Origin of the sequence: Rossellomorea sp. FM04394, from assembly GCF_041889765.1 — a bacterium.
Classification (GTDB): domain Bacteria; phylum Bacillota; class Bacilli; order Bacillales; family Bacillaceae_B; genus Rossellomorea; species Rossellomorea aquimaris_B.
The window spans coordinates 730,202-746,190 of the sequence record NZ_CP168654.1; the positions used below are offsets into that span (position 1 = coordinate 730,202).

At 42.8% G+C, this 15,989-nt stretch carries 14 protein-coding genes; 5 read left to right on the plus strand and 9 right to left on the minus strand.

Going from position 1 to position 15,989, the window contains the following annotated elements:
- Window positions 1-389: 389 nt before the first annotated feature.
- The 4 genes from ACCB35_RS03765 to ACCB35_RS03780 are packed head-to-tail and all read right to left on the minus strand — an operon-like array spanning window position 390 to window position 4,613.
- Window positions 390-623, minus strand: a complete 234-nt coding sequence (locus ACCB35_RS03765; protein WP_044338674.1) for a twin-arginine translocase TatA/TatE family subunit — start codon at window positions 621-623, stop codon at window positions 390-392.
- A gap of 21 nt (window positions 624-644) precedes the next feature.
- On the minus strand, window positions 645-2,078 hold the full coding sequence (locus ACCB35_RS03770; protein ID WP_374055797.1) for an alkaline phosphatase PhoX: 1,434 nt from the start codon (window positions 2,076-2,078) through the stop codon (window positions 645-647).
- The gene (tatC, locus tag ACCB35_RS03775) at window positions 2,075-2,839 is read right to left on the minus strand and encodes a twin-arginine translocase subunit TatC (protein ID WP_374055798.1); all 765 of its coding nucleotides are present in this window, start codon (window positions 2,837-2,839) and stop codon (window positions 2,075-2,077) included. The genes ACCB35_RS03770 and tatC overlap by 4 nt, the downstream gene beginning before the upstream one ends.
- 19 nt (window positions 2,840-2,858) lie before the next feature.
- Window positions 2,859-4,613, minus strand: a complete 1,755-nt coding sequence (locus tag ACCB35_RS03780) for an alkaline phosphatase (RefSeq protein WP_374055799.1) — start codon at window positions 4,611-4,613, stop codon at window positions 2,859-2,861.
- 433 nt (window positions 4,614-5,046) lie between these two features.
- Here ACCB35_RS03780 and ACCB35_RS03785 point away from each other — a divergent pair, with 433 nt between their 5' ends.
- The 3 genes from ACCB35_RS03785 (at window position 5,047) to ACCB35_RS03795 (ending at window position 6,769) form a co-directional block, all read left to right on the plus strand.
- Window positions 5,047-5,238: a hypothetical protein gene (locus ACCB35_RS03785; protein WP_374055800.1), complete on the plus strand. Its 192-nt coding sequence runs from the start codon at window positions 5,047-5,049 to the stop codon at window positions 5,236-5,238.
- Window positions 5,239-5,288: 50 nt separating this feature from the next.
- A complete protein-coding gene (locus tag ACCB35_RS03790) occupies window positions 5,289-6,077 on the plus strand; it encodes a TerC family protein (protein ID WP_374055801.1) in 789 nt (262 codons plus the stop codon).
- Window positions 6,078-6,274: 197 nt separating this feature from the next.
- A complete protein-coding gene (locus ACCB35_RS03795; RefSeq protein WP_374055802.1) occupies window positions 6,275-6,769 on the plus strand; it encodes an LURP-one-related/scramblase family protein in 495 nt (164 codons plus the stop codon).
- 36 nt (window positions 6,770-6,805) lie between these two features.
- On the opposite strand, the gene ACCB35_RS03800 is transcribed toward ACCB35_RS03795, so the two are convergent.
- Window positions 6,806-6,994 carry a hypothetical protein gene (locus ACCB35_RS03800; RefSeq protein WP_374055803.1) on the minus strand — a complete coding sequence of 63 codons (189 nt, stop codon included), beginning with the start codon at window positions 6,992-6,994 and terminating at the stop codon, window positions 6,806-6,808.
- Between the two features lie 271 nt (window positions 6,995-7,265).
- On the minus strand, window positions 7,266-7,520 hold the full coding sequence (locus tag ACCB35_RS03805; RefSeq protein WP_374055804.1) for a hypothetical protein: 255 nt from the start codon (window positions 7,518-7,520) through the stop codon (window positions 7,266-7,268).
- A 314-nt stretch (window positions 7,521-7,834) separates the two neighbouring features.
- Here ACCB35_RS03805 and ACCB35_RS03810 point away from each other — a divergent pair, with 314 nt between their 5' ends.
- The gene (locus ACCB35_RS03810; RefSeq protein ID WP_374055805.1) at window positions 7,835-8,365 is read left to right on the plus strand and encodes a hypothetical protein; all 531 of its coding nucleotides are present in this window, start codon (window positions 7,835-7,837) and stop codon (window positions 8,363-8,365) included.
- A gap of 134 nt (window positions 8,366-8,499) precedes the next feature.
- Window positions 8,500-9,147, plus strand: a complete 648-nt coding sequence (locus ACCB35_RS03815) for a hypothetical protein (protein ID WP_374055806.1) — start codon at window positions 8,500-8,502, stop codon at window positions 9,145-9,147.
- Window positions 9,148-9,363: 216 nt separating this feature from the next.
- Here ACCB35_RS03815 and ACCB35_RS03820 read toward each other — a convergent pair whose 3' ends face one another.
- The 3 genes from ACCB35_RS03820 to ACCB35_RS03830 all read right to left on the minus strand — a co-directional run bounded on the left by ACCB35_RS03820 (window position 9,364) and on the right by ACCB35_RS03830 (window position 15,619).
- Window positions 9,364-10,590 carry a PTS sugar transporter subunit IIC gene (locus ACCB35_RS03820; RefSeq protein ID WP_374055807.1) on the minus strand — a complete coding sequence of 409 codons (1,227 nt, stop codon included), beginning with the start codon at window positions 10,588-10,590 and terminating at the stop codon, window positions 9,364-9,366.
- A complete protein-coding gene (locus ACCB35_RS03825; protein WP_374055808.1) occupies window positions 10,591-12,891 on the minus strand; it encodes a beta-glucosidase in 2,301 nt (766 codons plus the stop codon).
- A 226-nt stretch (window positions 12,892-13,117) separates the two neighbouring features.
- The gene (locus tag ACCB35_RS03830) at window positions 13,118-15,619 is read right to left on the minus strand and encodes a helix-turn-helix domain-containing protein (RefSeq protein WP_374055809.1); all 2,502 of its coding nucleotides are present in this window, start codon (window positions 15,617-15,619) and stop codon (window positions 13,118-13,120) included.
- Between the last annotated feature and the right edge of the window lie 370 nt (window positions 15,620-15,989).

Below are 15,989 nucleotides of genomic sequence, written 5' to 3' on the forward strand. Positions count from 1 at the left end.
GGGGACCTTTTATGTTTAGATTAGAAAGAGTATTCCTATATTTCTTTATAATTTTCTTGTTTTTAGGCTGGATAACTAATCCATTGATGGATGACCTAATAAATCTTAATATAGGAATATTTGGTTTTTTGGGTGTCAGTACGTTTTTATTACTGTTTTATATTTATAGAAAATCAGAACATAGATCTTTCCTGAATTTTATTATAGAATTTTTTATAAGTTGCTTGCTAATTATTGTGATGATAGTTTGTTATTCCGTATTTTAAAATAAGAATGCACGGGGACTGCCCTCGTGCATTTTTGCAATTAGAGAAAGTATTAGAAACGTCCCCATGCTTCCCTAATCAAAAAACGTCCAGAAAACTCTGGACGTTTTTATGTGATGAATATCAGCTGCCTGTCTGTTGCTTGTCCTTCTCCACGGCTTTCAGTCGTTGACCTTCGTCTGCAGAGCTACTCTTCTCTTGATCATTTCCATTCATAAGATCACTGGTAGCACTTTTAAATTCCTTTAATGTGCTTCCGAAAGCGCGTCCGATTTCCGGGAGTTTGGAAGGTCCAAAGATGATCAACGCGATGACTAGGACAAGGATTAATCCTGGGATTCCGATATTGGTTAGCATAATTTCCGCCTCCTGTTGGGTTTATAGAATGGGCATGCCGTGTCGTGCGAATGCAGCTGCTTCTAAGTCTGACATTCCCTGGACTTCGGCAAAGGCCGATAGTGTGTCTGAGATTCTCGGTGCATAGGCAGCCGGCGGTGCAGCATGGCCCATGAGCCTTCTGCGGGATGCATTTTTTCTGGCGAATGGTCCCCAGATCGCGAAGGTCATCCCGGGTGATTGAATATTGATGAAGAAGGTTCGGCCGTCAGTCGAGAACGTTGGTCCTGCAAGCTCGGAATTGTTCACTTTGTTCTCTGCGAACACGTATGTTTCGCCTTCTGGTGTCATTCCGATGATACGATCGACACCGTCCCCGTCTTCCGCGATCCACAGGTCTCCCCATGGAGTGATGCAAATATTATCAGGCATTTCCAGATCATTCTGCGCAGTAGATTCATAGAAGAGCTCCAGTGTGTTGGTGGCCGGGATATAGCGGTACACACGTCCGAGCTCTTTATCCCCGGCGGATGTATCGTCAAACCAGAACACGCCTCCTTCAAAATAAGCCCCCTCGAGACGGCTGAAGGCAATGCATCCTTGTCTGCCTGCATCAAGGGTCGGTTTCTCTGGATCGACATCCTTCCATACAACCCCGAATTTCTGACCGGTATGGAATTGGCTGGTTTCATCCTTGCTCATTTCTTCAATGGCTGCCGCCTGAAGCTTGCCGCCTTTTTGCAGGGCCCCGACCTTTTGACTGCGGTCGTTCGGAAGGTAGCGATACAGGTAACTGGGACCGGCGTCTTCGGTTAAATAGACGATCCCTGTTGCCGGGTCAATGGCCGTGGCTTCATGGGAAAAGGCACCCATGTCGTGGATAGGGGTTTTCGAAAGATTGTTTTCTGGGTTGTGTGGATCCACTTCGAACACATAGCCATGACCCTCTTCCAGCGTTTCTTCACATGTGAGCCATGTGCCCCACGGAGTCGCTCCTCCTGCGCAGTTACGGATCGTACCGGAAGAAGAGACATATTCCTTCATGACTTGGCGGTCAGGACCGACGACCAAGGAAGTTGTCCCGCCGGATTCTTCACGGCGGTACGGGTTTTTCCCGATCACGGGGTATTGACTGTTTCCGCTCAATTCATGGTTCCTCACGAGGATGGTGGAGTTATGGGGACCATTATAGGCGGCCATTCCATCAAACTTGGCAGGGACGGGTCTGCCATCCGATAATGATTTGCCTTCCTCAGAAATGATCCGGTATTGGAAACCGCGGGGCAGGTCCATCACGCCGCCGGGGTCCTTGACAAGGGGACCATAGCCGCCGGTCGTTTTCCTGTTTTGGGATGTGCCGGCAAATGCTTTGTTTCCACCGAAAGACATCAATCCAGTGCTGCCGAGGGCAAGGGCAGCTGTACTGATCCCGCTTGCCTTCAGAAAGTCTCTTCTGTTCATATCGTGTTTATTCACGTCTTTTCACTCCTTAGAACTAAATTTTCTTGACCTGCATGTGACTCCGTCGATTGGGAAGTGCGTTTCTTATACGCAATCGTCGAACATGTAATGCTGATTTCATATAAAAGGAGAAGCGGCAGGATGACGAGTACGTCCGACAGGAAATCCGGCGGCGTAATCAACACGGAAATGACAATCAGCAAAAAATAAGCGATCCTTCTTGATTTCTTCAATTTGGCTGGATCCAAAATGCCAAGTACCGTCAGAAAGACGATCACTAAAGGCATTTCAAATAACAAGCCAAAAGGTAGAGTAAGGTGCAGCATAAATCGGAAGTATTTTTCCGCCGTGAACATCGTTTCAAATTGGCCGGCTGACAGGGTGGTCAAAAAATTCAGGACGATGGGAAAAAGTAAAAAGTAACCGAACCCAATCCCTGAAATAAACAAAAAGAACAGGGCGGGTATGAAGCGTAAGGTGACTTTTCGCTCTGTCGGGCTCAGGCCCGGTGAGACAAACCGCCAGATTTGGTAGGCAGCGACAGGAATCGTCGCTGCCAGTGAGAAGACAGCGGCAATCATCAAGTACACCCAAAGAATTTCACTCGGTCCGAGAATCGCAAGCTTCATGTCTAAATCCCTGATCAGCCACCCGTAGATCGGTTTCATAAAGGCCATCCCCACGATCAGGAAACCAATGAAAGCGAGAACGGTTTTAATGGCCCGGCTCCTGAGCTCTTCCAAATGTCCGATCAGCTGCTGGTTGCGATCTTTCATGGCCTCAGCCTCCTTGGTGCTAGTTCATTTGCATGTGTTTGCCTTTTTGGGCCTGCTTTTTATGGGCCCGGTTGTGCGCTTCATGACGATCCTCTTCCACCTCGGAAGACATTGGTTTTCCTTGAGGAACGGTTGACGTTGAAACTTCCTTCAGTCCTTCTGAATCTTTACCGTAAACAAATGACGCTCTGGTAGAAATATCTGCCCCTGGACTCGAGACGAATGGAACGACACGGTAATCGGCTCTCCACTCGGTCGGCGTGACATGACAGCGGACGTACCCTCGATAATCGTTGAAGAATTTAATATGGTCGTTCTGGGCAAGAATTCGGTCCGTGTCCGCGCGCTTGTCCGCCCCGTCTCCACCTGATGTGATTGACGTACCGACGAATTCAGCTCCAAGCATGGGGGAAGACGGATCATCAAAGTCTGCCAGGATATTCGAAGCCCAGTTCGCGTGTACATCACCTGTCAGGACGATCAAGTTATTCATGTTTTCCATACGGGCAAATTCTGTGATGCGCTCCCTCGCAGGTGTGTAGCCATCCCAGCCGTCCATGCTGTAACGAGGTTGATCGGGGCTTGGACCATAATTTCGTTTGGCAAAGAAGATTTGCTGGGCAAGTACATTCCAGGAAGCAGCCGATGTACCAAGATGATCAAGGACCCATCGTTCCTGCTCGCCGCCCAGCAAGGTGCGTGAAGGATCCAGGGATTCTGCCGTCTGAGGAGAGCTTTTATCTCCATTCGCCTGATCCGAACGATACTGACGGGAATCGAGCACCATGAAATTCGCCAGGTTTCCGTAAGAGAACTGACGGTAAAGCTGCATGTCCACTCCATGAGGCATCGAAGAACGTCTTAATGGCATATGTTCATAGTAGGCTTGATAAGCAGCCACACGCCGTTGCACGAACTCTTCCACGGACTGGCCTTTTTCCGGGATCATGTCAGCATAGTTGTTCTCCACTTCATGGTCGTCCCATGTGACAACCCAGGGAAAAGCAGCATGGGCAGCTTGCAGGTCTGTATCTGTCCGGTATTGAGCATGACGGTTCCGATAATCCTCCAACGAACGGATTTCAGGACCTTTATGGTGGCGGACATTCCCGGTACTGGCTACATACTCATCGGGACCGTATTCATAAATGTAGTCTCCAAGATGGAACACGAGATCAAGGTCTTCTTTCGCCATATGCTTATACGCCGTGTAATAACCGTGCTCATATTGCTGGCAGGAAGCAAAGGCAAACGTGAGGCTGGCGACGTCTGCATTCAGGGCAGGAAGGGTTTTCGTTTTTCCGATCGGACTATAATCCTTCCCGACTTTGAACCGGTAATAGTACACCGTACCGGCTTCCAGGTTCCCAACTTCTGCATGAACGGAGTGAGCGAGGGACGGACTGGCCATTTCCGTACCGCGCTGAACAATCTGTCTGAAATGTTCATCTTTCGCGATTTCCCACTTCACAGGAATCTTGCGGTCAGGCATCCCGCCGCCATTGAGCGGGTCCGTGGCTAAACGTGTCCATAACACGACACTATCCGGCAGCGGGTCACCAGAGGCTACCCCAAGTAAAAACGGATAATCCTCCAACCCGGCTTCTTCTGCAGAGACAGAGAAACCACCCATCGATTGAGCAATCGCGACTCCTAACGAAATGCCGGCGACTTTCCCCGCACCTTGAAGGAAGCTGCGGCGGTCGACCCCTTTATGTAAGGTCTCTTCATTAAGCTTTTGAATCCAATTTTCCATCGATCTATCATTTGTCATGCGGATGTCTCCCTTCATGAATCTATTCAATCGAACAGTTCATAGTATAGGGGGCCCGTTTTAAGTTGCTGTAAATGAATGTAAACAGAGGATAGAATAGGAGGGTAATCATGCCTGGGACAAAAGGATGTTTATTGATTGAATATTTCAACAAATGGGGAAGATTCAGCAGATTTCACCAATTTTCCATAGGAGGTCAGTCCCGTTTTTCTTAACATGGATGAAAAGAAAACTACATAATAAAATGAATAGAGGGAGAAGGAGATATACGGTCACTGAAATAAGGAGCAGAAATTCCTCCACATGTCTACAAAGGAAAAAATAAACAAATTACCCACTTGACCAACTACTTGTCCAGTTGCTATATTTATCTCAAGATCACTATTTTGGTGAAAAAAATGAATAAGACTCCAAAGGGGAGTAGCTTTCAAGTATGTCGTCATTTCGTGATGGGATTCCCGTCTCCGGCCTGCTTGGCAACTGCGATGTTGCTTGCGAGACCTTTGCCTACAAGGTAAAGGACCCCCTCTGTATAGATGCAGATGAAAGACCTTTACCAATCGGTAGAGGTCTTTTTCTATTGGAAAAGGAGTGGTGTCAGGGGGATGCTGCAGCAAGTCGTTGAGTCGCGCTACAATGGGCCTTAATGTAAAAAATGGGAAAGAGGGATGAACATTGGAATGGTCTTTGTTATTGGAGTATGGATGGGTCTTAATGATATTAATCGCGTTGGAGGGAATCCTGGCTGCGGATAATGCGCTGGTCATTGCCACCATGGTCCGGCACCTGCCGGAGGATAAGCGGAAGAAAGCATTGTTCTACGGCTTGGCGGGAGCGTTTGTGTTCCGGTTCGGTTCTTTGTTCCTGATCTCGTATCTTGTTGACATCTGGCAGGTGCAAGCCATCGGGGCCGTGTATCTGCTTGGGATCGCGATCTACCATTTACTCAAGAAGCATGTGATCAAGAAACAGATTGAAAAAGTGAAGGATAAGGAAGAAACAACGGGATCCGGTTTCTGGTGGACCGTGGTCAAAGTGGAATTGGCGGATATCGCATTCGCGGTGGATGCCATCCTGGCAGCGGTGGCCCTGGCGGTGACGCTTCCCGAGACCAACCTTCCGGCCATCGGGGGACTTGACGGCGGGCATTTCATCGTCATCCTACTCGGGGGAATCATCGGCCTCGTCATCATGCGATTTGCCGCATCTGCGTTTGTCAGCCTGCTGGAGAAACGTCCAGGACTCGAGTCCGCTGCCTTCGTTGTCGTCGGCTGGGTCGGTGTGAAGCTTGCGGTTTACGCATTAGCCCATCCGTCATTGGGAATCATCTCATATGAGTTTGCCAAGGGATCCGTTTGGAAAGGGATCTTCTGGACGGTACTGATCGGCATCGGAATCGTGGGTTGGGTCAAGTCGAAGCCGAAGGAGGATTCAAACCAAACTTCCCGGAAAGATATTTCTTAAGTTGGTAAAGGATTGGATAGGCAAAGATGAAGAGCTAGAAGCACGGGGACGGTTCTCGTGCTTCTTTTACATGTGGAGGAAGCAGGAGAGCCGTCACCAAGCCTCACTTGTGCAGGAGTTAAAATGTTGAGGAATAACTGGAACGTATCTCCCTCTCAATCGTATATAAAGGAAAGACGTAAAATGGAGGAACTATTATGAAACAGCTATACATCAAACAAAAAGTATTCAGCCTCAGCGAGGAATTCACAGTAAAGGACCAGGAGGAGAAGGACGCCTATTATGTCGAGGGAAGCTTTATGAAGGTCCCGAAAACGTTCTCCATTATGGATCAAGACAGGAATGAAGTAGCCCTGATCACAAAGAAGGTGTTGAGCTTTCTGCCAACCTTCTTTGTTGAGGTGAATGGTGAAGAGGTCGTGACGATCAAGAAGGAATTATCCTTTCTGAAGGCCAAGTATTCCATAGATGCGGCAGGGATTGAAGTAGAGGGGAACTGGATGGACATGGACTTTCAGGTGTTACACAATGGGAGAGTTGTAGGTGAAGTGGGCAAGGAGTGGTTCAGTTGGGGAGACAGTTATAGGGTCCAGGTTCTAGAGCAAGAAATGGAGACCATTATCCTTGCACTTGTGATTGCGATCGATTGTGTGAAGTCGGATCAGGCGTCTTCGTCTAATGTGTCGTTTTAAGAGAAAAGAAGCACGGAGACGGTTCTCGTGCTTCTTTTACCTTTCAATCTTTTTCTTCGAAAATATAGATCTAGCATTAATGAAGAATAAAGTACCAAAGAAAAATAAGGCGATGAGGATCCAGCCCGTAATCGCCCAGTACTCTCCGTTTAATAGATACCCATTGATCAAATTCACACATACCATCAAAGACATTACCACATACATGCCGACGATGTATTTCAATGCAGACACCCCTTTCTAGATTGCAGTAAGATAAAGTAATGATGGTTACTGCACCTCATGACGTAGTTCCCAGTATAAACCAAATTGTTGGTTCAGTGCCATGATCATCTAAGGATACTTCGATGAACTTCCTCCTTTCCTTTGTTAATAAAATTCCAAGAAAGTCATACGATCTTCCTTCCTGAATTACAAATATACATGTAAAAATAACTATTCTATGTGTAGGAGCATAAAAAAGAACATCACACAAAGTGATGTTCAGGTTCTAATCTTATTCTGAGGTAATAGGCGAAGGTTGTTTTTCCCAATTAGTAGGTCCCTCGTTCGGCTCGATGAATTTTCTCCAATACTCACCAGTTTGTTTATCGTAAAGAATGATATTTTGTTCGTTTACTGGAACCAATTCATATCTGGGTTCATCTTTTGCAACAGAGTCTTTCTGTAATGAATTTGAAATTAGCCAGGAACCTAAAAGGATACAAACACCTAAAAAACAAATAGATAGATACATTAGATTCTTATTCATGGATGCCCTCCAAGATAAATAAATGTGATGTGAAAGCAAATGTACTAAAAAAATATAAACTAATAATTTTCTAAATCTTATATGAAATACTTAAGTATTACAATAAATATTCCTGAAAGAATGTTTATTCTTTCAGGAATATTTATACAATTAAAGAAACTAATGGATTATAATCACTTCAGAGACTATTTAGGCCTAAATACCTCTAGGTGAGTTTATCATTGATTAAATTTACGCAGTTTTATTTCATATATGAAGTAAAGTAGGACTTTTATTATCATTTGAGCGAAAACAATACGGGTGAAAGGATGTTCATGTTGAAATCATCGAAAATATTATTATCACTAGGTCTTGCATTATCACTTTCAAGTTTCTCATTAAGCTCGGTAAGTGCACAAAAAAACCCGGATCTGAAAATTTCTGATCAACCCAACGCTTGTCCGGAAGTAGGATCATATACTACTTCTTATAGAAGTAAAACGACTTCTAGTAAAACAGATTTCACACATTATGCATATAATGGCAGTTCCAGTAATGATACAGTCAGTCATTCAGTTGCGATTTCCCATCAGGCGACAGTATCAATCGGTGGAAAGGCATCTTTTGATGCTTTAGTGGCAGGTGCTGAAATTTCTGCTAACGTTGGATATGGATATAACAATACAAAAACAATCACTAAAACTTGGTCAATTCCAAAAGGAAGTTGGAAATTAACAGCTGGAAGTAAGTGGGTAAAGTCTACAGGGACGCGTTACTACATCGCTCCACCATGTAACTTGACGAATGCACAAACAACCACAGCAAACTATACGTATGCAACATGGAGTTCTAAAATCGCGCAATAAGAAAATACATTAGAAAACTCGATGAAGAAGGTCTTTCATTGGGTTTTCTTTATAAAGTACGTGATTAGATGAAGGTTATCAGAGAGGTAAATGAAATACATACATATCTTTACATTAACGGGGGAAATACACAAATGCTTAAAAAAACTAAACTGTTTGTGGGAATTCTTATAGTCATGTTTACGTTACTAGGATGTTCAACTATAGAAAAAACCTCATCTTCTGAAAACAAAGAAGAAACAACGGCCGCACAACAAAATACAGCAGTTAGTCAAAAAGAAGAACAAACAGGAGAGAGTTTAGCACAAGCTCATCTGGATAACAGGTATACGTTAGAAAAAAAACTGTTGCCACCCAAGTTTGTCATTACGAATTTTGAGATAAGTTATGATTCTTCAAAAAATGAAGTGAAATACCTAGTTGATTATGTAATGGATCTAGATATTTATGCAAGTTTGACTAAAGGGAAGCAAGAAATGTATTTTTCATTAGAATACCCTGAGAAGGTGCATGGAATTTATGAAACACCATTTTCTACATTAGTTAAGTCAGAAGACCCGATCAATAATAAAATGAATTACCAGGTTATAATTAAACAAAAAGTAGGATCGGATATAAGTACACAAGAAATAAATGAAATCACGAATAATGTAGAAAAGTATAATTTACATATTGCAGATAAAGACAAAGACACAATAGCAATATTTGACGACATTGCTAGTTTTATGGATTATGAACCTGGGGTTTCGAAATCTGAGCACATTGATGACACGAATGAATAAATGTAAACAAGTTGCTGAGCTTGATATAGAGGGGATTAGGGGTCAGTTCCCCGGCAAACTAATGCGTAATTGTGCCGGGGGACTGACCCTGACTATATAAAGCAGCTAAAAGAATAGGGAAGCAAAAAACCACGGGGACAGCCCCGTGGTTTTTTGCTTCCCTATTGGGTAGGGGGAGGAACGGACCTTCCCTGATCTAGTGGAACGGTAGCATTCTTATTTCCCTTGTTCCTTATTCCATTCTTGTTTGTCGTATACTTTAAAGAATGGGAACCAAATGAGGAACATGGTGGCTAACACGACTGCAAGTAACATCAATCCAGTTATTCCTGAAATAATATACGTTGAAATGCCAAGCGGTGTATACCAAAGTTGGAAGAGCATGCTTGGAATTGGAACAAGTCCACTGTTAAGAGTCAGATACACAATGATTGGTGAAAGTAATGCATTTAACCAGAAAGGTATCATTAGGATTGGATTAAAGGCAACGGCCCCATAAACGATAGGTTCGTTAATATTAAACAAGGATGGAACGAGCGTCGTCTTCCCAATGGCTTTCAGGCGGGAGGATTTCGCAAATAGCAGCAAAATCACCAATGGCAGTGTGGCGCCTAAGCCGCCGACTCCAAGCCAGCCGGAGAAGAATGTTTCAAATGTGTTTATATTCTCTGGGTCTAAACCTTGTTCAACAAGTGAAGCATTTTCATTAATCGCTTGCAGCCATATTGGCATTAGAATGGGCATTAAGACCCAAGGACTCATCCCGAATGAATATAGGAATACAAGGATAAAATTGGTAATGACAAATCCTGCAAAGCTTTGACTAATCAACGTAAGTGGTTGAAGGATTCCTAATATCACATCGAACATATCCATCTGCAGTTGATAATTAACTACCCAGCCAACGAATAATATCAATGTAATCGGTATTAATGAATCCACCCATTCGATGATGAATTCAGGAAGTTCACTGCCTTTTTTAAAGAATGAAAAGCGTTTAAAGATACTCATCACGAACCCGACAAACATCCCGACGATGAGCGCGTTCATCATTCCCGACGGTCCAAGTCTCTCTAAGATAAAGCTAATGTTCCCATCGTCCGAGATGGTTGGTGATAAGAGCATTAAAAAGAGGGATAAACCCGTTGCACCAGCAATGATTTTCGAAGTATCATAGCCTTTCTTTTCCATAATATAGTAGGGCGTCAGGAAAGAAATAAACATACCGAATAATCCGAAACTGAATGTCGTGATGGGTGATAGATCAGGCAGCCAGGAAATAAAATCATTTAAAATCGAGAATAAGGTCAATAATGAACCGACCAGAATCATTGGCAAAATGATCATGATGGCTTCTGAAATGGAGGCAACCCATACATTCTCTGTGAACTTGTTTAATTTCGGTGCAAACTTTTCATTCATCCAGTTAATTAACTTATTCATTTACAGTCCCCCCTTTGAAGAGCCATTTGCTTGATTCACTTTGTCAATCAATTGTTTCAATACCTCATCAGCATCATTCGTCTCCATCCACTTTTGTCCAAATAGAGAAATAACTGCTGGTATAGGGCATTCTTTAAGGAAAGATAAGGTATATTCATCTTCCATATTTAATTCATCACTAAGCTGTGTAAAGAAGTCCATAATGATTTTCTTGCCATTATTATCTTGTAACCATTCTTTTGTTAAGCTATTCTTCGTAAATACAGGTTTTCTCTCTTCTGTGGATGTAACATGGATCGCCGTCGATAAATGAATGTCTGCTGAGGAACTCCCAACTAAAAGATCGAACAATCCCGTTTCGACACACCACCCTTGAGAAGCCACATCATAGAAAGCAAAATCCCGTTTCGCTAATGTGAAAGTAAGCGTCTTTGCTTCACCAGGTTGTAAATGAACTTTTTGGAATGCTTTTAGTTCTTTTACTGGTCGAATCACACTGGATTCGTAGTCATGTACATAAAGTTGAACCACTTCCATACCAGCCATTGCTCCGTTATTACGAACTGTTACAGATACTTCCACCGTTTCATCGTCATGTATTGCGTCTTTATTGACTTCGATCGATTCATACGTAAATTCTGTATAGGATAAACCATGCCCAAATGGAAAGAGTGGCTTAATATGCTTTTTATCATAGTAACGGTAGCCAACGAATACACCTTCATGATAATGAACCTTGCCATTTTCACCTGGGTACGATAAATGTGATGGGTTGTGCCCGATATGTTCAGGGAATGTTTCCGACAACTTTCCTGAAGGATTCGCCAGGCCAAATAAGATATCAGCAATCGCACTTCCACCTGCTTGTCCAGAGAACCATCCTTCTACTATGGCAGGTACTCGATCGATCCAGCCTTTCATTGTTAGGGGTGAACCATTGGATAAAACAACGGCCGTATTCGGTTGGACTTCTGCAACAGATACGATCAGGCCGGTTTGATCCTCTGGCAATTCGGTCACGACTTTATCAAATCCCTCGGCTTCCTCCATTTTTTCCGGAACGCCCGCAAAGATAATGACGGCATCGACTTGCTTCGCCAACTCGATCGCTTGTTGTTGATACATTTCGTTTTTGTCTGAGTCAAAGTCATCATACCCCTCGGCATAATGAATGATCACTTCTTCTCCGGCAATCTCCTTCATGCTTTCCAATGGAATATCCAAGCGATATGGGGTAACCATGGCACTGCCGCCTTTACCGCTAATCCGAGGATGCATGGCATGTCTGCCAATCACTAACACCGATTTCGTTTTCTCTTTATTAATCGGTAAAACGTTGCGATCATTTTTCAATAAGACGGTTCCTTCGACCGCTACTTGCTTTGCGACTAAATGATGATGATCGAAGTCATAAGCGTCTTTCGCGTGTTTTTTTCCTTCCATCGCCTTCACCATTAATTCTAGGATTCGTCTCACACTGGCATCGACAATCGCCTCATCGACTTCGCCAGCTTCAATCTGTTTGACTAATTGTTTCTGTTTAGAAAGAGATGGTCCCGGCATTTCAATATCCAGTGTAGCTTTCAGTGCTTTCAGACGATTGCTCACAGCTCCCCAGTCAGAAATTGTGACACCGTCATAATTCCATTCTTTGCGCAAAATCTGGTTCATCAATAGGGGATTTTCTTCCGAGCGATAGCCGTTGACTTTGTTATAAGATGTCATGACAAGCCAAGGATCGGACTTTTTAACAACCGTTTCAAACGCAGTTAAGTAAATTTCACGCAATGTTCGTTCATCTACTTCAGAACTAATGGTCATCCGTTCGAATTCGGAATTGTTCGCTGCATAGTGTTTCAGTGAAGTTCCAATCCCTTTCTCTTGTAAGCCGTTGATATAGGCACTGGCTATTTCACCAGTTAGAATGGGATCTTCGGAAAGATACTCGAAATTTCTGCCTCCTAATGGAGTGCGTTTGATATTTACCCCGGGTGCTAAGAGTACATGAACATCATAATGATGACATTCGTTCGCTAATGTGTTTCCTACTTGGCGGGCTATGTCGACATTCCATGTGGCAGCGAGAGCACTTAAGATAGGAAAGGCTGTTGCTGCATGATTGCCTTCAAAAATTCCAGTCGTGTTGATATCGATTGGTTTTCGGACGCCATGAGGTCCATCGACCATCAGCACTTCTGGAGTGTCTCTTACGCCACCAATCTCCCACATCCCTTTACCGAATAGTAAGGATACCTTTTCTTCTAATGTTAACGTTGAAAGGATTTTATCTATTTCCATCATTTCTTCAACCCCTGATTTAGAATCTATACTCTTATTACGTAATTGTTATCTATGTTGATTCGCTTACAGTCACAGTTTAATCAAAAGTGTTAACGGTTACATTGTCATTTTTGTTGAGTTCTACGGCATTTATTGTCGTCATGGCAAACATGATCCATCAGTTGAATGAGAGAAAAGAGGAAGAAAACAAAAAACACCCCTGCTTAGTAGCAAGAATGCCTTGTATTTAATAGATGATTTTGTTAAGGGTAACTAACTGAACACCAAAAGAGGGGATGTCGAATGTCACTTGAAAGGGTGAATCGACTACAAGTTGTTCTGTTTGAATCGTTGGCCCGCTTCGTTTTGCTAAATAATCAATTTCCTCTGGAGAAGGGGATTCAGGCGCACCCATGGCCAACCATTCATCGAAGACAGAACCATGATTCCGATCTAACTGATAGTGCGTATATTTGTAATTTCCCGATACGTTTTGTAACGTCAATTCAAGACTTATTTGTTCTTTTAGTTCAAATACACTGTAACGATTTTTTTCTGTCATACCAGACCAATCACCTTCCATAAAGAGCTGGTCTACATGACTATAGTTAAAGGCGAGTATTTGGATGTCGTCGTTTTGTTTCGTTACGATATAGTTCTCACCTTTCGTTACAAGTTGCCCCCCTAATTTATTTAACAAATAGTAGGCATAATAGGAAGGTTTCTTTAATCCCTGCATATTCATCAACCCAAACCCTCCATGAAAAATCGATGTACCAGCAAGGAATTCTTCGAAAATGTCGGTAAATGTCCAAAATCCCAATGATCGGACCTTCCCGATTGAATCAAGAACATGTTTAATGATAAACGGGCCCATGAACATCGTATCATGAATGAGATTCCGTGAAAAAAGGGAAAAATTCCACTCCGTCACATGCAGGCTTAAATCGTTACGATTGGCAGCAGCTAACGTTTGCTGTACACTGCCGATGATTTCTTGATAAAAAGTCGCTTGCTTGATTTCGGTTAACCGAGCAGATGTGGTTTCGGCTGTATTGATATATTCAGAATACATATGGAATGAAATAAAATCGATCGGTACTTCGTTTCCTTCACAGAAGGCAAGGAAGTCTGTAAGCCACGTTTTCTGCAGGACTGTGCCATAATTGAGGGCAGGTCCACCCACCTTCAATTCAGATGAAACGGACTTAATTGACCGGGCCGTCGCTTCATAGAATTCGAAATACTCTTCCCGGGTCCCTGCCCAGCAGATTCCTTCTAGATCCGGCTCATTCCAGACTTCAAAATTCCACTTTCGCACTTCCTCGATTCCGTAACGTTGAATACAATGACGGATGAAATTCTTCACCAAGTCAATCCATTTTCCCATGTCATGGGGAGGGGCAATATTGCCTTTCCACCAAAAGATTGTCTCATCCGATCGCCTTAAACTAGAGGGCATAAACCCTAATTCAACAAACGGCTGTGTCTTCGTCTTGATTAGGAAGTCATATAATTTATCTACATAATTCCAATTATAAATGGCTTTTCCTTCAGGAGATTCATGATACACCATCATCTCATCATTGAAAATTCCATGAAAACGAATGGATTGAAAATCTAATTCTTCTTTTAACTTAAGGAATTGTTCCTGCCAATCCGAGCGAAGGGCTTCTGCCGCTCTTCCCGCTGTGGTTAATACGTTCCAATATTGGTCATATGGTTGTCCTGGCAGGGCTCCATCAATTTCCACGCTAATTCGGTCAATCGTAGTGAGTTGATTCACTGCTAGCGTCTCTTTATCGGGTAAATAGTCAAATAAACTTTCTAGGTTATTTACTTTAGAAACATCTGAGTAAATCCCAGTAGGTGTTTCCTCTATGACCAATGGGATCAATGGGGGAAGAAGGGGTTGATGCTCCGTATGCTGCTGTCGGAACGCAGTTGGAGTCATATTAAACTTCTCTTTAAAGCTCTTATTAAACGCTTTAATATTTGCAAAACCGCAATCTAATGAGATATCCAGGATGCTCTTACCCGTTTCTAATAACTGGTTCGCTGCTTTATCCAACCTGACTAAGGTTAGATACTTCTTAAAAGGCATGCCGATTCTATCCTTGAAAAAATGCGAAAAATAGTAAAAGTTGAGATGCTCTCGTTCAGCCATTTCAGTTAAAGTCAGCTTCCGCATATAGTTTTCATCAATATGTTGGATAATCCGGCTCAACCGTTCCATATCTTGATGATTGGACATGATCGTATCGGCATCTTTCCATTCATGAGGAAACGAACGAAATAGATGTCCAATCAATAAATAAAGAATTCCAATGAGATTGGCTTGGTATCCTTTTACCCGTTTATTCAGTTCCCAAGCCATTTGGGCAAGATACCGCCGAATAACATCATATGCTTCTTGTTGCTGTGTATCTTGTGAGTGACAGTAGAATATTATTTTTTCTAATTCAGGAACAGAATGATTCACCATCTCCAGGTCGATTTGTAGCGTCAATAATACATTTTCCGAATCGGTTTTATTGATTTTATGTACGTTCATACTATTAATTACAATAAAATCTTTTTCATTCAGTACATAATTCTGACTTTCCACCATTAATTCAATGGATCCATGAACAACAAAAAGAAGTTCGATTTCTTTATGCCAATGAAATGGAATATCATCCACAGTATTAATAAACATTTTAAAAGGTAAATTTTCTTGAAGTTCGATAAACTCATATTTATGCCTCATATGTATTGCCACCTGCCCAGTGTTGGTCGTCATAACTATTAATGTACATGATATTGCCAGTTAGGGGCAAATCGGGTGAAAATGCACACTATCATGTTTGAAGGAGGTTGTAGACTCCCTTATATCCGATTGTTAACAAGTTTTAAAAAGGGAAAGAGCTTATTTTCGCCAAACCGATTCTTCATCTATTCAACTTCCAGCATGGGAATTCTGTTTTCACCAGGTGATGATTGAGGTAGATCTGAAGTAAATTTCACCACCCACTAAGTTCATCCCTTTACATACCATCTTTCATGAACACAACTATCGATTTTCGTGTGGAAATTGAGTGAGTCCTCTGTCTTTTATTCCCCTATCTGTGTGGAGATAT